This window comes from Candidatus Dadabacteria bacterium, assembly GCA_009840385.1.
Classification (GTDB): domain Bacteria; phylum Desulfobacterota_D; class UBA1144; order Nemesobacterales; family Nemesobacteraceae; genus Nemesobacter; species Nemesobacter australis.
Window position 1 is genome coordinate 31,679 of the sequence record VXNX01000001.1, and the last position, 19,830, is coordinate 51,508.

Consider the following 19,830-nt stretch of genomic DNA (forward strand, 5'->3'; position numbering starts at 1 on the left):
TCATAAGAAGCTGCCCTCGTCTCTTTCTCCGTGGTTTAACTCTCCGCCTCATCAACTGCTAAGCGAGACGTTCAAAGCATCGACCAAAACACCAAACAAGCATTGAGATTGAGCAGGTGCGATTTCTTACCGGTGGGAGAGACACCAGAAACCTTCTATAATCGTCACGGATTCGCCGCACCGAATCACTTGCTTTCATCCATTCTTCCGCAAGACCTAAAAGACAGCATTCTCTCCCTCCCGCTTTTCAGAGGAGGCCCCTGAAAAAAACACAAGATAAAAAAGGAGCTGTCTATACCCAAAAGAACATTCTTGCTAAACAAGTCCAGGTTTGATTGCAAGAACTTTGTACGGTATAAATTCTCAGGCTATGCCGGACGCAGAAATAAAGTGCAATCTTTTCATTGACGGCGAGGAAAAAACGCCTGCAAGCGGTTCCTATTCAATAAGGGAGAACCCGGCAACGGAAGAACCCCTGGCGCAGGTCGCCCAGGGAGGACCGGAGGACGTTGACGCGGCGGTGCAGGCCGCCGAGCGAGCCTTTCCGGCGTGGTCGAGACTCCCTGCATCGGAACGGGCCAAATATCTCCTTCGGATCGCCCAGATGCTCTCCGACAACAGGGACAAGATCTCCCTTATAAATACCCGTGAGACCGGAAAACCCATCCGTGAAAGCAGCGCAGTAGAGATAGGCGGTTCGGTGAGAACCCTTGAGTACTACTCCGGCGCGCACACTCGCCTAAACGGAGAAACCTTGCAGGTAAACGAAAACCAGATATCTCTCACGATAAGGGAACCCGTGGGGGTTGCGGCGCATATAATCCCCTGGAACTTTCCCCTTCTTCTTTCCTTCTGGAAAATAGCCCCCGCGCTTGTGGCAGGATGCACCGTGGTCATAAAACCCGCGGAACTCACTTCGTGCGGAATCTTCGAGGTAGCGAAGCTCTGCTCCGAGGCAGGGCTTCCCGACGGCGTGCTTAACGTGGTGCCCGGAGAGGGATCCGTAGCCGGCCAGGCGCTTACCGAGCACCCCGGTATAGGAAAGATAGCTTTTACGGGCTCGACCGAGGTCGGAAAAAACGTCATGAAAACAGCGGCGGGACAAATAAAAAGGGTTTCTCTTGAACTTGGCGGCAAGGCTCCCTGCATAGTTTTTCAGGACGCAAACGTCGAGGGAGCAGTGGAGGCGTGTCTTCGCGGAGGATTTTTCAACCAGGGAGAGAACTGTACAGCCGTTACCAGGCTAATGCTTCACGAAAAGATATACGATGAGTTTCTCTCCTCTTATCTTGACAGAATCTCGAAGATAAGAATCGGAGACCCCGAGGACCCGGAAACTGAGTTCGGGACGGTGATTTCAAAGGAACACTTTGAGAACGTAATGAACTACATCGAAAAAGGCGTCTCAGAGGGAGCCCGGGTGGTCGCCGGAGGGAACCGCCCCGAGGGGTTCGAGAAGGGTTACTACATAGCACCAACCGTTATAGAGGACATCCCTCCCGGCTCGGTTCTTCTGCGCGAGGAGATCTTCGGGCCGGTGGTCTGTGTCATCCCCTTTAAAACCGAGGAAGAGGCCGTCGCGGCGGCAAATGACGTCGAGTACGGACTCGCCGGAGGAATCTGGACCCAGGACATAAACCGCGCGCTTCGGGTCGCGAAGGCCGTAAAGGCCGGATACCTCTGGGTAAACACCTACGGGGGCATAATCCCCGAAACTCCCTACGGGGGATTTAAGCAGAGCGGAATCGGAAAAGAACTCGGGGCCGAGGGGATAGACAACTACCTTGAGACCAAGTGCGTTAACATCTTTACCGGGGAAAGCACCGGGAAGTGGTACAAAGGGTAGTTGATGCTCTTCAAATACATAATCTACGAAAAAACGGGTGAAGCTGCCGGGGGAACGAAGACGTTTATGGAGAAAAGACCGCCTGATTTCTCGCCCTACAGAAAGTAGCCCATTCCGGGAACTCCGTTATGTTCCCGGCGCTTGAATTATAAAAACTTTACTCTATAATACAGGGTTTCATATTTTGAGGCCCGCCATGGAAATGCAGGACGCAAAAATATTCAGCGGCACGTCAAATCACCCTCTGTTCGAGGATGTGTGCAACTATCTTGAGGTTTCCCCCGGAGAGATGGAGATAAACCGTTTCAGCGACGGGGAAATTTTCGTTGACATAAGAGAAAGCGTGAGAGGTTCGAACGCTTTCATCATACAGTCGACATGCCCTCCGGTAAACGAGAACATAATGGAGCTTCTCGTCATAATAGACGCACTCAAGCGAGCCTCCGCAAGGGTAATAACCGCCGTAATACCGTATTACGGGTACGCAAGGCAGGACCGAAAAGTTCAGCCCCGCGCCCCGATAAGCGCCAAGCTGGTCGCGGACCTTATAGTCGTCGCGGGCGCGAGCAAAATAGTGACCATGGATCTTCACGCCGGCCAGATACAGGGGTTCTTCGACGTTCCGGTAACTCACCTCTACGCCGCACCCGTGATAACCAACTACCTGCGGGAGAAATACCGCGACGGCGAAACCGTAGTGGTTTCTCCAGATGCCGGGGGGGTTGAGAGGGCAACCGAGTTCGCGAACAGAACCCACTCGGATATCGCCATTTGCTACAAAAGAAGGCCTGCTCCCAACGTCGCCCGGATAAGCAACATAATCGGCGACGTGGAAGACAAGCACGCGATAATAGTTGACGATCTGGTGGACACGGCGGGAACCGCCACCGAAGCCGCCAAGGTGCTCCTTGAGAAAGGAGCCAGAAGCGTATCACTATGCTGTACCCACGGCGTGCTATCAGGACCTGCCCTAGACAGGATAAACAACTCGGACATTGATGAAGTAATAATCACAAACACCATTCCTCAGCAGGAAAACCAGAAACAGAGCACAAAAATCACCGTGCTCAGTATCGCTGACCTCATCGGCGAGGCCATAAGGAGAACGGCGCTTGGGGAATCAATAAGCGCACTTTTCACTTAAACGACTCCAGGAGAAAGACAATGGTACAGAGTTCACTTCGGGTAAAACCCAGAAAAAGAATAGGAAAAAGCGGGGCAAGAGAGGTAAGAAAGGAAGGAAACATACCGGCAATACTCTACGGGCAGGGAGAGGACCCGGTGCCGCTTGTGGTGTCGCCCGATGAACTTAGGCGGGCGCTTTCCAACAGCGCCGGAATAAACACCATCTTGGAACTCGAGATAGACGGTTCCGGACAGCCCGAGAAAAAGTTCTCGATGGTACAGGAAATCCAGAGAGACCCCCTTAAAAACAGGGTTATCCATCTTGATTTTCTGGCTATCGACATGCAAAAGAACGTCAGGGTCAAGGTTCCGGTAAACACACAGGGAAGATCCGAAGGGGAGAGAAGAGGCGGCAAGCTTGAGAAACTGATGAGGACCATCGATCTTGAATGCCTGCCGGGGAACATTCCCGACTCAATAGAAATAGACGTGAGCGATCTCGAGATAGGAGATTTCGTGGACATAGACGGCATCTCGCTCGGCGAGGGAGTGGCGTCACTTAGAAGCGGGAGCGAAAAAGTCGTCCAGGTGGTCGCACAGAGGGCACAAGAAGAGGTAGTGGACGAACCGGAAGTCGAAGAAGAGGAACAGGAACCCGAGGCCCAGGAATAAGTCACTGAATCCATGCGATATTTGATTGCCGGCCTGGGGAATCCCGGTTCCGCTTACGACAATACAAGACATAATATAGGGTTTCGCACAGCGGAGCGCACGGCGCAGCGTCTCGGCGCAAAAATCGGGAAGAAAAAATTCAGAAGTCTCTGCGCGGAGGCGGTTTATTCGGATGAAAAGCTGCTGATAATAAAGCCCCAGACCTTCATGAACGCAAGCGGAGAGGCGCTTCGCGAGGCGAAGGAATTCTACAGGATAGCGGTTGAACGGATAATCGTGGTCTACGATGAACTTGATCTCCCCTTAGGAAACATAAGGGTGAACAGGGGAGGAGGCTCTGCCGGGCATAACGGAATAAGATCCGTGATAGCTTCTTTGGGTTCCGGAGAATTCTGCAGGGTGAGAATCGGCATAGGGAAACCCTCGGGAAAAAAAGAGGCTCGGGATCACGTTCTCTCCACATTCGCTGCAAATGAGAGAGACACAGCGGCGGAGATGGTCGAGACCGCGGTCGAGGCGACACTTGAGATAATAAGCGCCGGGGTGGATTCGGCGATGAACAAATTTAACAGTCGACTGAACTGAAAAAAAACAATTCTCTACTAGGAGGAATTTACCAATGGGTATGGGTGAAGTACTAGCGGGCAATATAGGGCTTGTGGGAATCGTGGTAGGTCTTATCGTGCTCCTATACGCGTTATTTGTATACAGGGGGATAAACAAGCTTCCTGAAGGAAACGACAAAATGAAGCAGATCGCTTCTGCGATTCAGGAGGGAGCGATGGTGTTTTTGAAAAGGGAATACAGGATAATCGGCCTTTTCGCCGCGATTGTTTTCGTTCTGCTCTCGGTGTTTCTTGGAATTGAAACCGGGGCCGCTTATCTGGGCGGGGCGATCTGTTCGCTTATAGCCGGGTTTTTCGGCATGAAGTCAGCCACGAAAGCTAACGTGAGAACAGCACAGGCGGCAGCGACCGAGGGACAGGGAAAAGCCCTTGAGGTGGCTTTTCGGGGCGGAAACGTGATGGGGCTTTCGGTCGCAGGTCTGGGTCTTCTGGGACTCTCTGTCGTTTTTCTTCTGGGAATCGACCTTCAGACAAAGCCTGAAGACAGCACTCTTTTCACGGCGTTCTTAAAGGAATTCGGAGGAATGATAGGCGGGTTCGCAATGGGAGCCAGCACCGTAGCTCTTTTCGCAAGGATAGGCGGAGGTATATTCACCAAGGCCGCTGACGTCGGAGCCGACCTCGTCGGAAAAGTGGAAGCCGGAATACCTGAGGACGATCCGAGAAATCCGGCCACGATCGCCGACAACGTAGGAGATAACGTTGGAGACGTGGCGGGAATGGGCGCCGACCTTTTCGAATCCTACGTGGGAGCCGTAATCGCTACCGTAGTAATCGCGGCCAGCATGGCGACAAACCAGCTCGCCATGATGTCGGTCCCGCTGATACTCATCGTAGTAGGGAGCCTTTCTTCGCTTGTGGGATCCAAGGCGGTAGGATGGCTGAGGGAAGGAGAACCAAGCGCTGTGCTTGAAAGATCCACCATATTTGCAGCGGTCGTATACTGTGCGATCTCCCTGCTGGCACTTTACGGGCTGGCGCAGGTGGAGAGTCTGTCCACCATGGGTAAACAGGGATACATAAGCATATGGCTTACTTCCATAGCGGGTCTGCTCGCCGGAATACTGATCGGCAAGGTTACGGAGCATTTCACCTCGGGACCTCCAATCAGGAAAATAGCAAACGCCTCCGAGACGGGCGTTGCCACCAACATAATCGAGGGAATCGCCGTGGGAATGTACAGCACGGCTTACCCGGTGATCATAATCGCGGCGGCAATAGTGGTGTCTTACTGGTTCACGGGGCTTTACGGAATAGGGATAGCCGCGGTCAGCATGCTAGCGACCATAGGAATAACGATGTCGGTTGATGCCTACGGTCCGGTAGCAGATAACGCGGGCGGCATCGCGGAGATGTCGGAACTCGGCGCGGACGTGAGAAAGATCACGGACAAGCTCGACTCTCTCGGCAACACAACCGCAGCCATAGGAAAAGGATTCGCCATCGGCTCTGCGGCCCTTTCCGCCCTCGCGCTTTTCGCCGCCTACACAAACGCCGTCGGACTCACTTCGATCGACATCACCCAGCCCAAGGTAGTGGCGGGAATGCTTGTGGGAGGAACGATCCCGTTTCTCATAGGCGCCCTGACCATGGGTTCCGTGGGAAGGTCGGCGCAGCAAATGGTGGAGGAAGTAAGAAGGCAGTTTCGGGAAATAACCGGACTTCTTGAAGGAAAAGCCACGCCGGATTACGCAAGGTGCGTGCAGATAAGCACAGACGCTTCCCTGAAAGAGATGATACTGCCGGGCATTACCGCAGTGGTAGTACCACTTATCATAGGTTTTGCCCTCGGAGAGGAAGCCCTCGGAGGTTTTCTCGCAGGTGCCGTTGTGGCGGGAGTCATGCTCGCGCTTATGATGGCGAACTCGGGCGGAGCCTGGGATAACGCGAAGAAATTCATAGAGGAAGGAAACCTTGGAGGAAAAGGATCGGAGGCGCACAAAGCCGCCGTTGTAGGAGACACGATAGGAGACCCGTTTAAGGATACATCCGGACCGGCGATGAACATTTTGATCAAGCTCATGTCCATAGTATCACTCGTCGTGGCTCCCCTTCTAATACTGTAAAACGGATGTCTGAACTGCGGGCGGGGCCACAGCCCCGCCCGTTATTTACACAATTTTTGAAATCAGTATAATAGTTTTTTCTGTTGCTCCTGACTTCTAAGCGATGACGCTCAGGGGCCTAAGACCAAAACAGGAGGCAGTAATCATGGCTATTGAGCCGACGAAGTACGAAACGCTTTACCTAGTAAGACCAGACATATCCCCCGAAGATCTCCTTACGATCCAGGACAGGGTCGAGCAGAGCGTGGCCGCAAACGGCGGAGAAATAATAAAATCCGAGAAATGGGCCGAGAGGGATCTTGCATACAGGATAGACAACTATACCAGGGGCACCTACTACATAACCGTTTACGCGTCTGAACCCGGGGCCGTAACGGACATAGAAAGATATTTCAACCTTTCCAAGAACAACGTTCTGCGGTTCATGACCGTAAAATACATCGAGGAGCAAAAACCGGCGGGGGCCGTGATGAGTGCTCCTCCGCAGGCATCCGGGCAGGAAGATCAAAGCGCTTTTCAGACTCCTCCTTTAACGGCTGAGGAGCAGGCCGAGGAAAGTGCAGAGCCTTCTCAGGAAACTCAAGAGCAGGCCGAAGAAAGCCAGGAACAGCCTCAGGAAGACGCAGAACAGACTAAGGGAGGCAGCGAATCATGAGCAGAAGAGCAATGGGCGGGGGAGGCAGAAAATTTTACTCGCGCAGAAAGAAACCCAGAGACCTTGCCAAAGAAGGCAAGCAGATAGACTACAAGGACATAGAACTCCTCTCTCAGTTCATAACGGAGAGAAAGAAGATACTGCCCAGGAGAAACACCGGGCTTTCCAGGCAGGAGCAGAGGAAGGTGGCGATCGCGATAAAGAGAGCCCGTTTCATGGCGCTTTTGCCGTACACGGTAACTCACAAGTGATTCCCGGATACCGCTTAACCCATACGCGGAGGTAAACAATGAAAGTAATTCTGATTTCCGATGTGGAGAACATAGGAAGCGTCGGAGACGTAAAAGACGTGAAAAACGGAATGGCCAGGAACTATCTTTTTCCCCGCAAGCTCGCAATAAAGGCAACCGAGGCGAACCTTAAGGCCTGGGAAAGCAGGATAGAGGCGATAAGACTGCGCAAAACCGAGATTATCGAGAACGCAAAGGCGCTAGCGGAGAAACTCAAGGGTCTTGAGATTTCCATATCCGCCAAATCCGGGGAAGAAAACCGGCTGTTCGGATCAGTTACTTCGCAGAACATTTCCGACGCGCTGGCGGAGAAAGGATTTGAGATCTCAAGGAGGGATATAGCGCTTGACGGCACTATAAAAGCCCTTGGAACATACACGGTCGCTCTTAAGCTTCATACGGACGTGACCCAGCAGATAACCCTAAACGTCGTGAAGGAAGAAGAGCAGTAGAATAGGAAAAAGCAGAAAGACTTATTGACGTTTTTTCGGAGGGAAACCACATGTCAGACAGTTTAAAGACCCCACAGTTCGCACCGGTAGGAGAGAAGGAAGTAACACGGGCCATAGTCGAGGGATTCTCGGAGGAATTCAGCGAATACATTACAAGTGACGTTATAATCGTCGGCGCGGGACCAAGCGGGCTTGTAGCGGCAAAGGACATAGCGAAGAAAAAGTACAAGGTGCTGCTCGTTGAAAGAATGAACTACCTTGGAGGAGGATTCTGGATCGGCGGATACCTCATGAACAAGGTTACGGTACGCGCACCGGGACAGACGGTGCTGGACGAGATCGAAGTACCGTACGAAGAGGTCTCCGAAGGGCTTTTCGTAGCCGACGGCCCTTACGCCTGCTCGAAGCTTATAGCAACGGCGTGCGAAGCGGGAGCGAAAGTAAGAAACATGACGCTGTTCGACGATCTGGTTTACAGGGAGAACGGAAGGGTCGCAGGAATAGTAATCAACTGGACGCCCATAGCGAACATGCCCAAGGAAATAACCTGCCTTGACCCAATTGCGATAGAATCAAAGCTGGTAATAGACGCCACGGGACATGACGCCTACTGCGTTTCTAGGTTATCTCAGCAGGGTCTTTACAGAAAACTTCCGGGTCACGGATCTATGTGGGTTGAGAAGTCGGAAGAAGCCCTTGTCGAATACACCGGAGAAATACACCCAGGACTGCTGGCATGCGGAATGTCCGTTAACACCACCTTCGGGCTTCCGAGAATGGGCCCTACTTTCGGGGGAATGCTGCTTTCCGGAAAGAAAGTAGCCCAGGTCGCAGTAAACATACTTGACGAGATGGACTAGGAACCACACAGGTTTTCTATCATCCTTCTTCGCAGTGCAAGGAGCCGCTTTTACCTTCCTGCTATCCTCTTTATTTCATTCTCGCACTCGGCGCACAAAACACCTGAGTACTGGATATCGAGAACTTCCCTCTGCCAGTGGGAATTGAAAAGGGCGCACCCGCCGTTTTGGCAGAACTCCTTCCCCGAAAAATTATGTAGAAGGGGTTGAAGCACGTACGCGCTTGCTATCTTCGTTATCTTATCGTCTTCGTAATCGACAAACTTCCCCCGGAAAATCTCGTCAAGCTCCGCAAGGTCTTTTCCCGACCGGACAAACTCCGCCTTGAGGAAATAGTATTCCCTAGATCTAGCCGGGCCTTCCACAACTCCAGAGGTTGAAATAAAGGATGGAACCCCCGAGATGATAACTCTCGCGTGGTATCTTCGGGATCCGTAAGTTCCAAGCAGTCTCCCCGTAACAACCGCGTGAAAGCCGGTTTTCTCAAGTTCTCCGGGATGCTTTTTCAGGAAAAATTTTGAGAATATTCTCTGCACCCAGAAACCGTCGTATAGTTCTTTTTCGAACACATCGGACGGCCGCGGACTACCTGAGAAATCAACGGGCTTTTCAATGTCAAAGACTCTGGCCTTCTGTACAAGAGAGTCAAGTTCCACCGTCTCTTCAGCCTCAAGCGAGAGAAAACTGAGAAAATCTCCGCGAAACTCAACCGAAAAACCCAGACCAGAGAGAAAACCCACTACGTCTTCCATGACAAGCGACTGCGAGGGACTGTCCGAATAAAGGTATACGGGAAACATCAGGGGGAAATATCCGAACTTCTCAGGGCAGCGGGAGAGAACTCGGCTACAATTTCAATTTCAACCGGGGAGTCCATGGGAAGATTTGGAACCCCCACGGCTACCCTCGCGTGGCGACCGCGCTCCGAGAGTACATCAGTGAAAAGCTCAGAGGCGCCGTTAACCACCTTGTGCTGTTCCGTAAAACCGGGAGCGCTTGCCACGTAACCCGTTACTTTTATGATTCTGCTTAGCCGCCGCAGGCCTTCCAGAGTATGACTGATCACGGAGAGGCCGTTTATCGCCGCAAGCCTCGCGGCCTCGTAGCCCTGCTCAACCGTAAGATCGGATCCCACCTTGCCCGTGAAGACAAGCTCTCCATCTTTAACGGGAAGCTGGCCCGATATGAAAACCAGATTGCCCGACACGGCCGCGGGAACGTAACTTCCCAAGGCGGGAACTTCTTTTGCAAGTTCTATTCCGAGTTCCGAAAGTCTTTCCTCTATCATCAGCCGCGGCCCGTCTTTACTCCCAGATATATAGTCCTGCCCCCACGCTCGATCAGGAAAAGCAAGATTCTTCCCGACCCATGCTCATCAAGTGCTTTTTGGTATTCCCCAAGCCCGTCGACGGAATCTCCGTTTACCTCAAGTATCACGTCGCCCACGCGAAGCCCCGATTCAAAAGCAAGGCTCCCGGGGGCGACATTCACGATGATCACTCCGCTCGACGCATTAATCTTGAACCGGTTTCTGAGCTGCTGCGTTATCTCGCTCACCTCGATGCCAAGCTTCTCCTCGGTTTCAAGCTTGTCTGTGGATTCCTTGATTTTTTCGTTCTCGGGATGTTCGATAAGTTTTATTGTAAGGGTTTTCTCCTTCCCGTCGCTAAGCACCACGAACTTCGTATCGATCCCGGGCTGGGTGAGCGCCAGCTTTCTTGCAAGCGTCGCGGCGTCCCGAATTTCCTCTCCCTCAACGGAAACTATCACGTCGCCCCTCCTGAGACCCGCCTTGTCCGCCGGACTCCCTTCCTTGACCTCGGATACTAGACCTCCCTTGTCGCGCTTAATCCCGAGTGCCTCTGAAATTTCCGGGGTTATATCCTGAATCATTATTCCGAGCCACCCTCTGATAACCCTTCCGTGAACCTTGAGATGCTCAATGACGATCTTCGCCATGTTTACCGGTATGGCGAAACCCAGGCCCTGGCCACGGGCCATAACCGCAGTGTTCACTCCCACAACCCTGCCTTCATAGTCAAAAAGCGGTCCCCCGCTGTTTCCAGGGTTAATGGCCGCGTCGGTCTGAATGAAGTTGTCGTAGCGCCCGATCCCAAGGGCCCTGCCCTTCGCGCTCACTATTCCGGCGGTAACCGTGTGACCCAGACCGAAAGGATTTCCGATCGCGAACACCCAGTCCCCTATTGCAAGGGTCGAGGAATCGCCCATCTCCACTGCGGGAAGAGGTACTTCGGGATCGATTTTCAGGAGAGCCAGATCGGTCACGGGGTCGGTACCGACTATTTTCGCAGTATATTTTTTGCCGCCTTCGAGTATGACCTCTATCTCCTCCGCCTTCCTCACGACATGGTTATTAGTGATTATGTAGCCGTCCGAACTCATTATGAAGCCGGAGCCCAGTCCCTTGTTCCGAAACTCCCTCTCAGGCATTTCTTCGGAGAAAAACTTTTCGAAAAACTTCTTGAAGTACTCGTCCTGGTAAGGTGAGCCAAACGGCGATGCTTTTATGACGTTGGTAGTGCTTATGTTCACGACCGAAGGGGTAAGACGCTTTACAGTAGGAGATATGGACTCGGATGAGCCATGGGAGAGAGCTTCAGAGAAAGGAAGCGAGAAAACCGCCGCTGAAACGAGAAAAAAAAGCAGATGTTTAAGTGATTTCATTTAATTTACTCTCCGGAATCGAAAATTTTTTAAACTGCGGGACATGACCTCAGAGGGGATCTTTCAGCATGTTGTCCCAGTATCTGAAAAGCTGCCTGCTCGAATACGCCCTGACGACATAATCGCGGATCGACGAGAGGATGCCGCTTTCTGTGTATATGAATTTCCCCATGATTCTCGACTGGTTTTGAACCTTGTTCACCCTGGCTTTTCTTCTTGACTCATACTGCCGGAAGGCATGGGAAAAGTTTACGGAATCGGTTCTGCAAAGCTCCTCGGCCAAAACGGCGGCCGATTCCATCGCCATCGACACTCCGGCGCCGGCGTTTGGCAGTATGGCGTGAACCGCGTCTCCGACAAGCACCACCCTTCCGCGCGACCAGCCATCCATCCTGAGGTCATTGTATTCATCATAGTAAACTTCGCGTGGGTCATCGAGACCGCGCAGAATTTCCGGCACCACCCCTCCGAACTCGGCGAAACTCTGCCGGATGCTTTCTATTCTCGTATCAACGCTGTCGCGTACGCCGGACTTTCTTCTCACGCTGGTGAAAACAGCAAGGCGTCCGCGCGTCGGCCACATTCCAAGGAACTTTCCCCTTCCCCAGTACTCAATGATCCCTTCGTGTGAGCAGAGGTCGGGGTTGACCCAGAATCCCCACCCGGACATGCCGCTGTAGCGAAGCGGCACTTCGCCGAAAACGTCCCTGCGGACTTTGGACCTTATCCCGTCACATCCTATAACGAGATCGTAGGTCCCTGCACTTCCGTCGCTGAACACCGTCTCGACCCCGTCCTCCGTATCCTCAAGGGAGACAACCATGGTGTTCATCCTGATTGAATCTTCGCTTACCGCCGCCCTCAGTATGTCTATGAGATCGGGGCGGTAAATGCTTATTATGGGGCCGTATTTTTCCACCACGGAGTCTATCGTGTAGCTGTTTATGACCTTGCCCCTGTAGTTGGAAATGTTGTAACTGGTAAAAGCGCAGCCCTGCTCCTGCAGCCGCTCGTAGAGACCAAGCCCCTTGAGTATCCTGCTACCGGAAGGCCAGACCACTATCACGTACCCCACGTCTCCGAACTCGGGGGCTCTCTCAACCAAGGTGGGCTGAAACCCCCGCTGCTGGAGAAGCCCGCAAAGCGTGAGTCCGGCAATGCCGCCGCCGACTATGAGAACTTTCATGTCAGGACCGTAACGGATACGGCCGTTTGAGTGCGTGGGGGCGCTCCCAGCCTGGTTCATCTTTCTCTCCACATCTTGATCCTTAAAAACCTAAGAAGACCGACCCTAGATTACAAAAAGAAATTATAAACTATTTTCAAAAGACTGCTTAATTGCGTTTTTGGTAACCTTGCCCATGGAGTTTCTCGGAAGTGAGGAAAGAAGCAGAAGACGGGTCGGAAGCTTGTACCGGGCAAGCCCGCAGGAAGCCCAGTCGCGAAGCTCTTCAAGCTCTATCGAGAAGCCCTCCCTTAAAACAAGCGCGGCCCCCACCCTCTCTCCCCAGCTAGGGTCGGAAATCCCGACCACGGCGCATTCCTCAACAAGCGGATGCTCCCGGAGCACTTCTTCTATCTCGAGAGCAGATATCTTGTATCCGCCTGACTTTATTATGTCCACCGACTCCCGCCCGAGTATCCGGTAGGAACCTCCTTGCTCCAAAAACGCAATATCTCCCGTTTTGAACCATCCATCACAAAAGGCATTTTCGGTCTCCCGCGGCTTTCCCCAGTACTCAAGAAACACGTTTTCTCCCCTCACCCTGATTTCCCCTTGACCTCCTTCCCGCAGCTGGCCGTCCCGCGCGTCGAAAATACCCACCTCGACTCCCGGCATCGCAAACCCCACGCGCCCCGGAAGCCTCTCGCCCCTGTAGGGATTCGAAAGAGCCATACCTATTTCGGTCATCCCGTACCTCTCAAGGAGCACATGACCGCTTATTTCCTTCCATTTCTCAAGAACGGACACGGGAAGAGCTGCGGAACCGCAGACCATGAGGCGCAATTTCCGCGTGCAGTCGCTCATCTGTTTTTTCTTCTGGGCAGTTGAATTCTCCCAGAAATCTATCAGCTTGGAATAGATCGTCGGAACTCCCATAAAAAGGGTCAGGTCTTTTTTCTCGAACCCCTCCCATACATCCCGCGGGGAAAATCCGTCCATCATTACGCACCTGGCACCCGACCACAGGGAGCAGAGAACAACATTCAGTATGCCGTGGAGGTGATGGAGGGGTAGGACGTTGAGTATGGAATCCTCAGGGCTCCACTCCCACGCCCCCGCCATGCTGTTTATCTGGGCCTTTATGTTAAGATGCGTTGAGACGACCCCTTTCGGCCTAGAGGTTGTGCCACTCGTGTATATGATCATCGCCCTTCTTTCCTCGCGGATGAGCGGGGGTTCTCCGTCTGCCGGCCGCAGGACATCCTCGAGTTCTCGTAACCCCACTCCGGCGCCAAAAGAAATCCCCTCGAGCTTGTACCCAAGATCCGGGTGAAAGATCACCGTATCGGCTCCGGAGTCCCCTATGACGTATTCTATCTCTCTTGGCGAATGTGCCATCCCCAAGGGAACGGAGACACCTCCCGCCATCCACACGCCGAGCTTGAGGGCGACATACCCGAATCCAGGGGGAACGATAAAGGCCACCCTCTTCTCCTCAAGATCTCTTTGGCCGCCGAGAAGGTTAAGCGCCCCGAAACGGGAGACGCGCAGCAAATCTGTGTAAGTGAAATTTCCCGTCCAGTCCTCAACCGCGGTTCTCTCCGCGAAACTGCCTGCCCTCTGTATAAGCTCGATCCCGGCCACGATACCTCCTTTAACCTCCCGGCTTTTTGTTTTATAATAATAAGACCTTAAACAGATGCCCGCAATCCGCTTCAGCGGGCTGTTTTCAATCAGTTACGATCATGGCGCAGCAACGTGAAATCACTGAACTTGGAAACCCCGTGCTCAGGCAGAAAGCCGAAAGCGTCGAAAACATAAGCGACACGGATATTCAGGAACTGATTGACGACCTGATTATCACAGCCGCCGAAGCAAGCGGCGTCGGAATCGCCGCTCCCCAAGTATCCGAGTCCCTGCGAATTTTCATAATCGCCGGAACTGCGAGCCCACGCTACCCCGATGTCCCCGAAACAGAGACCAGGGTGATAATTAACCCGGAAATAGTTTCGGTGTCCGACGAGTTGGAAAAAGGCTGGGAAGGATGCCTCAGCATTCCGGGACTCCGGGCGCTTGTGCCGAGACACAAGTACATCCAAGCGACATACAGGGACAGGAACAACAATCTCGTCGAAGAGAGCTTTTCGGACTTTGCGGCGAGAGTGTTCCAGCACGAATACGACCACATAAACGGAGTGGTATTTCTCGACAGGGTCGAAAGTTCGCTGGAGATAATCACAGAAAACGAATACATGAAACTTGTTGCCGAGTCTGATTCCGAAGAGGAAGAATGAAACTGTCCGCGGGAGCGGAGAAACTAAATTAAGGAGAAATTCATGAGCGAATACCCAGAAGGTCTTGATCACGCCATAGATCACGGTTTTTACGACGCCGTTTTCCAGAGAAGATCTAGGCGCTTCGGTCTTGGAATGGAGATCGAAAAAGGACCCCTGCAATACAAGTCCAAGCACGACCCCGTACCGCTGTCTGAACTTGAGGAAGCCATACTGGTGTGGACGGGCCTCGGCATAAAGAACATAAACCTCTCCGATTTCCCCCCGCACGTGGGTCTTGACCTCGAGATGCAGTTCACAAGCAAGACGATTCCGGCCCTCGGGGACGTGCACAGAACCGAGCTTTTCTACACGAACGACGAGGGGCTCTATATGATAAAGATGCACGACCGACGCGCCGAGGATTTCGAAGGTCTTGAAAAAATGACCCGCCACCAGAGAGTGGACCGGATACTTGAGCTGTTCCGCGAATCCAAGATCAAGCTTTCAGACGGAAGGGCGGACCTGCCGTCAAAACCTCCGGGAATCGCCGCCCATAATCTTTGGAACGTGAACAAGCCCGGAACTACGGTATTCATGCCTGTAACCGATCTTTCGGCGTGCATAATCAATCTCTACTTTTTCTACATGAGACCAGATCACAGGTTCAATTTCGTCGACGAGCTTCACAGGCTGAGACCACCCGGAACCGCGCACTGGCTTGAGCAAGGGTTTCTGGACAAGTCCAAAAGGATGCCGCTTGTCGAGGCAGAGCTTCGCTTCGCAAACGGTTACATCGCGGAGCAGGCATTCATGGGACAGAACATGGTCCTGACGCTTCAGACCCTAGGTCTTGGAGGGTGGCTTTTCAGCGGATTCGCCAGCATGTTCATGCTCGGCGGAACCCCTTTCAACAGGGGACTGGGCTTTCGGTTCGCCACTCCGAAAATACAGGGCGACACGGGAAATCCCAACCCGGTGGCAGTAGGTCGTGACGACCTGTTCCAAGCGTTCTGCCCGCCGTACTACAAGGACATGGGGGAAGCCGTGGAGGCGTTTAACGACATGAAGTGGACGAACTGGGAATCTCACAAGCTTCCCTACAAGGATCCGACGGGAGTGCTCGCAGAGGTTGAAAGGCCCAGCAAGGACGAAATTCAGGTCGTAAAGGACATCTGCAACTACGTTTACGACACGTACGGGAGGTTCCCGGCTTTCTCAGACCCAATGTTCCTTCGGTTCATGGTGCAGGCCCATCATCTGGATCTGGATTTCTACGACAAGTACTACCCGCCCGGAGCCTATACGGAGGCACACAAAAACCATTTCGCGCGCTGGCATCCTGATATTCCTGACCCGTTTTCGGGCAGTTAGGCAGCCCCGCGCGTTCCCTCTCATAACGCTTCAAACGATATAATTCTGGAGACCTTCTAAGATGGAAAAAAACAAGCTACAAAGAACTTTCGGGTTGCTCATGACATTGGTTGTCGTAAGCATGGTCGCCACTGCTTTGACAAGTTGCGACACGAATGACGAAGACTTCAACCTCAACACCTTCCCTGTTTTTAAAATGGGAATGCTGCTTTCTAAAACAGGAGAGCCTGAGATAGGACACAACTACGAACCGGGGGTCAGGCTGGCGGTTAAGGAGATACAGGAAGCGGGAGTGAACGTAATTCTTGCGGAGAGAGACAGCGCATGCAGTCTGGACACTGCGGAAAAATCCTTCAGTCAGCTTATGGATGAAGGCGTACATGGCATTATCGGAGCCGGGTGTTCGGCCGTTTCCTTCGGACTCCTTGACGAGATAAACAAATATGAAATGGTAATGATCTCTCCGGTGAGCTCTTCTCCCGTTCTGACTACAGAACCGACCTCAGGTAACGGGTTTTTCTTCAGATCAAAGCCCTCCGATGCGTTTAGGGCCGTAGTTATCGCCAAAGTTATAGACGAAGACGGAGGGGGCGATAACATCGCCGTAATCCATATAGACGATGCCTACGGCAACGCTCTTAAAGATGCTTTAATAGAAACGGTAGGAGACAGTTCCAAGATCACGCAGATTTCCTATTCCCCGGAGGCTACCGCTTCTGAGTACGCAGAAGTTGCCCGGCAAGCCAGTTCCTCAAACCCCGACGCCATAGTAATTGTTCCCTTAGGAGCGGAGCGCACGGACGTTATAGCGGCGTTGATTTCCGCAGACACGGAACCATCTCAGACAAGAATATATCTTGCCGGTGCCGCGCCGGCTAACCTTGATACAAACGTAAGAAATCTTCTGGGAATACCCGGCGATGAAGTTCAGGTGGAGGGAGTAAAAGGTATTACTACTTTTTTTCCGGAAAATGCGGATTTTGCCCGCCGTATAATGGAATTTGCCCCGGAGATAGGATGTCCTTCCTGCCCGCGACATGCTTATGATGCCACCGTTATCATGGTTCTTGCCGCTTTGAGTACACGGACTGTGGAGCCATCAGAATACGTAAATGAGACAAGCGATGTGACGAGGGGCGGTGAGAAGTGCCAGAGCTTCTCAGAGTGTCTCGACCTGGTTGTTGAAGGTAAGGATATAGACTATGACGGAGTATCCGGCACCATCGAACTTGATGATGCTGGCGATCCTACGGAAGGAATTTACGAGATCAGCAGGTACGATGCAGAGGGCATCCCGGTAAAAGTGGGAAGCATCTCTGTTCCTTAATTACGAGTAAAGAAAACAAGAGGAAGAAGAGTTCAATCAGCAATGCACCTGAAGAATCCACGGGTTTCCTTGTAAGCACTATCGCCAGGAAACTTCTTCTCCTAAAGAAACCTTATGCTAATCTCGCTTTCCGCCGAAAATCCATCTGAACGGTTGTTTCGCAAGCAATAAAACAACCTGAAGGTTAAGCAGCACCCCCGCAAAACTCAGAAGATCGGAGGGCTTCATGTAGATTTGCGAATCCCACACCCCCATCTGCCCGCTTATGACTATGAAGTCACCCTCAACGGACGATTCCTTCACCGTTATCTCAAAATCCCCGGCTGGGCTGGTTACTTTCATTAAAATTCTCCCGTGACCGATTAAAAAGCTCTGGATTCATTATACCAAAAAACCGGAACCGTCACCCGGAAACTGAAAGGGCATCTCTCATCACTTCCACCGGGGCGTCTTCGCCAGTCCAGATCTCAAAAGCGTCAACCCCCTGGTAAAGTAGCATGCCGAGTCCGGATTCCGCCCTTAACCCGAGGGCTCTTGAGTCCCTTACAAGCCCAGTAACGGGAGGCTTATAGACAAGGTCGTAGACCACGCAGTTTTGGCTAAGCAGATCAAGCGGAAGGGAAAGCGGTTCGATATCGCCCATTCCGGCAGACGAGCAGTTAATCACTATATCCGCCTGCTCCATCAGTTCCGAAACCCGACCCGAGTCGTCAAGCGGTGCTGCGGAGAATCCGATGTCGCTAAAGTGGGGAGAAAATTCCTCCAAGAGTTCCTGAGCTTTCAAATAGGTTCTGTTCACAACCACGACGCCTCGGGCGCGGCCTGTACACATCGCCACTATGACGGCCCTTGAAGCTCCGCCCGCTCCCACGATAAAAACATTCTTGCCCCTCGGGGAGAATTCAAGCTCGGATTCAAGCGCCCTCAACACCCCGGAGATGTCCGTATTATAGCCCTTGAGCCTTCCGTTTTCGTTAACTATGGTGTTTACAGCTCCGACCATGGATGCTTCGGGAGCGATCTCATCCAGGCCCTCCATGACGGACTGCTTGTGCGGGATAGTGACGTTAATTCCGCAAAGACCAAGGGCTCTTATTGATTTTACGGCCTGAGCTACGTTTCGGGGATCCACATCGAAGGCCAGATAGACGCAGTCAAGTCCCAGATGCCTGAACGCCGCGTTATGCATGGCGGGAGACAGGCTCTGGGATACCGGATGGCCGAAAATGCCGTATATCCGTGTCGTGGCTCTTATTTCCAAATCCGCTCGTCCTTTGGGTGGCCGCGGAGAATTCGGTGAACCGCCGCGATATCGTGATTTATCTGCTCTACAAGCTTATCCACATTTTCAAAACGCTTCTCGTCTCTTAGCCTCTCGACAAAATTAACTCTGAATTTCTTTCCGTAAAGATCCTCATTGAAATCAAAGATATGGGTCTCAACCGTAAGCTTGCTCTCTTCGAATGTCGGGCGGACCCCTATATTGGTAATACTTTCGTGGGAGCCGTCGGAAAGTTTGACGTAGGTAGCGTAGACTCCCGGTTTGGGAAGAATCTCCCATTCGGTATCAAGGTTAACTGTGGGAAAACCCAGTTTCCTGCCTCTTCTTTCTCCTTCCACAACGACACCCTCTATGTAGTAATCGTAACCGAAAAACCGGTTTGCCTCGCTGATTTCCCCGTCTCTTACAAGGCTTCTTATAGCGCTACTACTCACCACCCAATCATTTACCCGCGCCGCTTCGGCAACCACAGTGTTGAATCCATGCGTTTCTCCCATTGACCGCAGAAGATCGACGTTTCCTTGTCTTTTGTGTCCGAAAGAGAATCCGGGACCCACAACTATGTTCTTTATCCTCAGGCGGTCAAGAAGAATGTCTTTTACGAAATTCTCCGCGCTTACCTCTGAAAGTTCATGGGTGAAGTTAAGACAGACAACCGCATCAATTCCCGTGGACTCAAGCATCTCGAATCTCCGGCTTAAAGGGAAGATAAGGGAAACCTCCTTTCTGCCGAGAACTTTCTGCGGATGGGGATCGAAGGTGATTACGCAGGAACGCATGGAATTTTCCCGCGAGCGCTGTTTCACGGCGTCTATTATTTTTTTGTGTCCGAGATGAATCCCGTCAAAATTTCCAATGCCCGCTGAGGTCTGGAAATCCAGAGGCTGTTTGGGATCAATGATAATTTCCATGTTTTCCGAAAACCAAAATCGTAAAAAAAATAAACACCCGCTGGAAGCGGGGAAGGAAAGAATGAAATACTACCATATAATTCCCCCCTTTTTATCCAAAAACCTCGCGCACACCCCGAAAACCGCTCCAAGCACCCTCCTGACACACGAAAAAGGCCCTGTATATCTCGCTGGTCGCATCGTCCATGGTGACCACCAGATCCCACTTCTCCTCTTCAGCC

Annotated in this window: 20 protein-coding genes; 12 read left to right on the forward strand and 8 right to left on the reverse strand. The window is 52.3% G+C overall.

Features of this window, described 5'->3' with window-relative positions; translation table 11 throughout:
* The first annotated feature begins 370 nt into the window (after positions 1–370).
* The 9 genes from F4X55_00125 (at position 371) to F4X55_00165 (ending at position 8,592) form a co-directional block, all read left to right on the forward strand.
* Positions 371–1,846 (forward strand): aldehyde dehydrogenase, encoded by a 1,476-nt coding sequence (locus tag F4X55_00125; protein MYC39416.1) that lies wholly within the window; start codon positions 371–373, stop codon positions 1,844–1,846.
* Between the two features lie 202 nt (positions 1,847–2,048).
* Positions 2,049–2,990: a ribose-phosphate pyrophosphokinase gene (locus F4X55_00130; GenBank protein MYC39417.1), complete on the forward strand. Its 942-nt coding sequence runs from the start codon at positions 2,049–2,051 to the stop codon at positions 2,988–2,990.
* Between the two features lie 20 nt (positions 2,991–3,010).
* Positions 3,011–3,643 carry a 50S ribosomal protein L25 gene (locus tag F4X55_00135; protein MYC39418.1) on the forward strand — a complete coding sequence of 211 codons (633 nt, stop codon included), beginning with the start codon at positions 3,011–3,013 and terminating at the stop codon, positions 3,641–3,643.
* Positions 3,644–3,655: 12 nt separating this feature from the next.
* Positions 3,656–4,228 carry an aminoacyl-tRNA hydrolase gene (locus F4X55_00140; protein ID MYC39419.1) on the forward strand — a complete coding sequence of 191 codons (573 nt, stop codon included), beginning with the start codon at positions 3,656–3,658 and terminating at the stop codon, positions 4,226–4,228.
* A 40-nt stretch (positions 4,229–4,268) separates the two neighbouring features.
* Positions 4,269–6,335 (forward strand): sodium-translocating pyrophosphatase, encoded by a 2,067-nt coding sequence (locus F4X55_00145; GenBank protein ID MYC39420.1) that lies wholly within the window; start codon positions 4,269–4,271, stop codon positions 6,333–6,335.
* Positions 6,336–6,438: 103 nt separating this feature from the next.
* The gene (gene rpsF, locus F4X55_00150) at positions 6,439–6,990 is read left to right on the forward strand and encodes a 30S ribosomal protein S6 (GenBank protein MYC39421.1); all 552 of its coding nucleotides are present in this window, start codon (positions 6,439–6,441) and stop codon (positions 6,988–6,990) included.
* Positions 6,987–7,241: a 30S ribosomal protein S18 gene (rpsR, locus tag F4X55_00155; GenBank protein MYC39422.1), complete on the forward strand. Its 255-nt coding sequence runs from the start codon at positions 6,987–6,989 to the stop codon at positions 7,239–7,241. Before rpsF ends, rpsR begins: the two co-directional genes overlap by 4 nt.
* Positions 7,242–7,279: 38 nt before the next feature.
* Positions 7,280–7,732, forward strand: a complete 453-nt coding sequence (locus tag F4X55_00160) for a 50S ribosomal protein L9 (protein MYC39423.1) — start codon at positions 7,280–7,282, stop codon at positions 7,730–7,732.
* Between the two features lie 50 nt (positions 7,733–7,782).
* The gene (locus tag F4X55_00165; GenBank protein MYC39424.1) at positions 7,783–8,592 is read left to right on the forward strand and encodes a thiazole biosynthesis protein; all 810 of its coding nucleotides are present in this window, start codon (positions 7,783–7,785) and stop codon (positions 8,590–8,592) included.
* 50 nt (positions 8,593–8,642) lie between these two features.
* On the opposite strand, the gene F4X55_00170 is transcribed toward F4X55_00165, so the two are convergent.
* The 5 genes from F4X55_00170 to F4X55_00190 form a co-directional block, all read right to left on the reverse strand.
* Positions 8,643–9,392, reverse strand: a complete 750-nt coding sequence (locus F4X55_00170) for a hypothetical protein (GenBank protein ID MYC39425.1) — start codon at positions 9,390–9,392, stop codon at positions 8,643–8,645.
* The gene (locus F4X55_00175) at positions 9,392–9,880 is read right to left on the reverse strand and encodes a RidA family protein (GenBank protein MYC39426.1); all 489 of its coding nucleotides are present in this window, start codon (positions 9,878–9,880) and stop codon (positions 9,392–9,394) included. The genes F4X55_00170 and F4X55_00175 overlap by 1 nt, the downstream gene beginning before the upstream one ends.
* On the reverse strand, positions 9,880–11,277 hold the full coding sequence (locus F4X55_00180) for a Do family serine endopeptidase (GenBank protein ID MYC39427.1): 1,398 nt from the start codon (positions 11,275–11,277) through the stop codon (positions 9,880–9,882). The genes F4X55_00175 and F4X55_00180 overlap by 1 nt, the downstream gene beginning before the upstream one ends.
* Before the next feature lie 49 nt (positions 11,278–11,326).
* Positions 11,327–12,523, reverse strand: coding sequence for an NAD(P)-binding protein (locus F4X55_00185; GenBank protein ID MYC39428.1), 1,197 nt, complete (start codon positions 12,521–12,523; stop codon positions 11,327–11,329).
* A gap of 63 nt (positions 12,524–12,586) precedes the next feature.
* On the reverse strand, positions 12,587–14,077 hold the full coding sequence (locus F4X55_00190; GenBank protein ID MYC39429.1) for an AMP-binding protein: 1,491 nt from the start codon (positions 14,075–14,077) through the stop codon (positions 12,587–12,589).
* A gap of 110 nt (positions 14,078–14,187) precedes the next feature.
* Here F4X55_00190 and def point away from each other — a divergent pair, with 110 nt between their 5' ends.
* From def to F4X55_00205, 3 genes are all read left to right on the forward strand, one after another.
* Positions 14,188–14,736: a peptide deformylase gene (gene def, locus F4X55_00195; GenBank protein MYC39430.1), complete on the forward strand. Its 549-nt coding sequence runs from the start codon at positions 14,188–14,190 to the stop codon at positions 14,734–14,736.
* A gap of 42 nt (positions 14,737–14,778) precedes the next feature.
* The gene (locus F4X55_00200) at positions 14,779–16,089 is read left to right on the forward strand and encodes a hypothetical protein (GenBank protein MYC39431.1); all 1,311 of its coding nucleotides are present in this window, start codon (positions 14,779–14,781) and stop codon (positions 16,087–16,089) included.
* A gap of 61 nt (positions 16,090–16,150) precedes the next feature.
* The gene (locus tag F4X55_00205) at positions 16,151–17,416 is read left to right on the forward strand and encodes an amino acid ABC transporter substrate-binding protein (GenBank protein MYC39432.1); all 1,266 of its coding nucleotides are present in this window, start codon (positions 16,151–16,153) and stop codon (positions 17,414–17,416) included.
* A gap of 117 nt (positions 17,417–17,533) precedes the next feature.
* Here the strand turns inward: F4X55_00205 and F4X55_00210 are convergent, their stop codons facing one another.
* From F4X55_00210 to F4X55_00220, 3 genes are all read right to left on the reverse strand, one after another.
* Complete coding sequence (locus F4X55_00210; GenBank protein ID MYC39433.1) at positions 17,534–17,758, reverse strand: hypothetical protein; 225 nt, start codon at positions 17,756–17,758, stop codon at positions 17,534–17,536.
* A 61-nt stretch (positions 17,759–17,819) separates the two neighbouring features.
* The gene (locus F4X55_00215) at positions 17,820–18,677 is read right to left on the reverse strand and encodes a shikimate dehydrogenase (protein MYC39434.1); all 858 of its coding nucleotides are present in this window, start codon (positions 18,675–18,677) and stop codon (positions 17,820–17,822) included.
* Positions 18,668–19,609, reverse strand: a complete 942-nt coding sequence (locus tag F4X55_00220; GenBank protein MYC39435.1) for a bifunctional riboflavin kinase/FAD synthetase — start codon at positions 19,607–19,609, stop codon at positions 18,668–18,670. Before F4X55_00220 ends, F4X55_00215 begins: the two co-directional genes overlap by 10 nt.
* Positions 19,610–19,830: the final 221 nt, after the last annotated feature.

What these genes read in the sequence shown, in the direction of transcription:
- F4X55_00125 (MYC39416.1), top strand. Translation starts at nt 371, where the DNA reads ATGCCGGACGCAGAAATAAAGTGCAATCTTTTCATTGACGGCGAGGAA.
- F4X55_00130 (MYC39417.1), top strand. Translation starts at nt 2,049, where the DNA reads ATGCAGGACGCAAAAATATTCAGCGGCACGTCAAATCACCCTCTGTTC.
- F4X55_00135 (MYC39418.1), top strand. Translation starts at nt 3,011, where the DNA reads ATGGTACAGAGTTCACTTCGGGTAAAACCCAGAAAAAGAATAGGAAAA.
- F4X55_00140 (MYC39419.1), top strand. Translation starts at nt 3,656, where the DNA reads ATGCGATATTTGATTGCCGGCCTGGGGAATCCCGGTTCCGCTTACGAC.
- F4X55_00145 (MYC39420.1), top strand. Translation starts at nt 4,269, where the DNA reads ATGGGTGAAGTACTAGCGGGCAATATAGGGCTTGTGGGAATCGTGGTA.
- rpsF (MYC39421.1), top strand. Translation starts at nt 6,439, where the DNA reads ATGACGCTCAGGGGCCTAAGACCAAAACAGGAGGCAGTAATCATGGCT.
- rpsR (MYC39422.1), top strand. Translation starts at nt 6,987, where the DNA reads ATGAGCAGAAGAGCAATGGGCGGGGGAGGCAGAAAATTTTACTCGCGC.
- F4X55_00160 (MYC39423.1), top strand. Translation starts at nt 7,280, where the DNA reads ATGAAAGTAATTCTGATTTCCGATGTGGAGAACATAGGAAGCGTCGGA.
- F4X55_00165 (MYC39424.1), top strand. Translation starts at nt 7,783, where the DNA reads ATGTCAGACAGTTTAAAGACCCCACAGTTCGCACCGGTAGGAGAGAAG.
- F4X55_00170 (MYC39425.1), bottom strand. Translation starts at nt 9,392, where the DNA reads ATGTTTCCCGTATACCTTTATTCGGACAGTCCCTCGCAGTCGCTTGTC.
- F4X55_00175 (MYC39426.1), bottom strand. Translation starts at nt 9,880, where the DNA reads ATGATAGAGGAAAGACTTTCGGAACTCGGAATAGAACTTGCAAAAGAA.
- F4X55_00180 (MYC39427.1), bottom strand. Translation starts at nt 11,277, where the DNA reads ATGAAATCACTTAAACATCTGCTTTTTTTTCTCGTTTCAGCGGCGGTT.
- F4X55_00185 (MYC39428.1), bottom strand. Translation starts at nt 12,523, where the DNA reads ATGAACCAGGCTGGGAGCGCCCCCACGCACTCAAACGGCCGTATCCGT.
- def (MYC39430.1), top strand. Translation starts at nt 14,188, where the DNA reads ATGGCGCAGCAACGTGAAATCACTGAACTTGGAAACCCCGTGCTCAGG.
- F4X55_00200 (MYC39431.1), top strand. Translation starts at nt 14,779, where the DNA reads ATGAGCGAATACCCAGAAGGTCTTGATCACGCCATAGATCACGGTTTT.
- F4X55_00205 (MYC39432.1), top strand. Translation starts at nt 16,151, where the DNA reads ATGGAAAAAAACAAGCTACAAAGAACTTTCGGGTTGCTCATGACATTG.
- F4X55_00210 (MYC39433.1), bottom strand. Translation starts at nt 17,758, where the DNA reads ATGAAAGTAACCAGCCCAGCCGGGGATTTTGAGATAACGGTGAAGGAA.
- F4X55_00220 (MYC39435.1), bottom strand. Translation starts at nt 19,609, where the DNA reads ATGGAAATTATCATTGATCCCAAACAGCCTCTGGATTTCCAGACCTCA.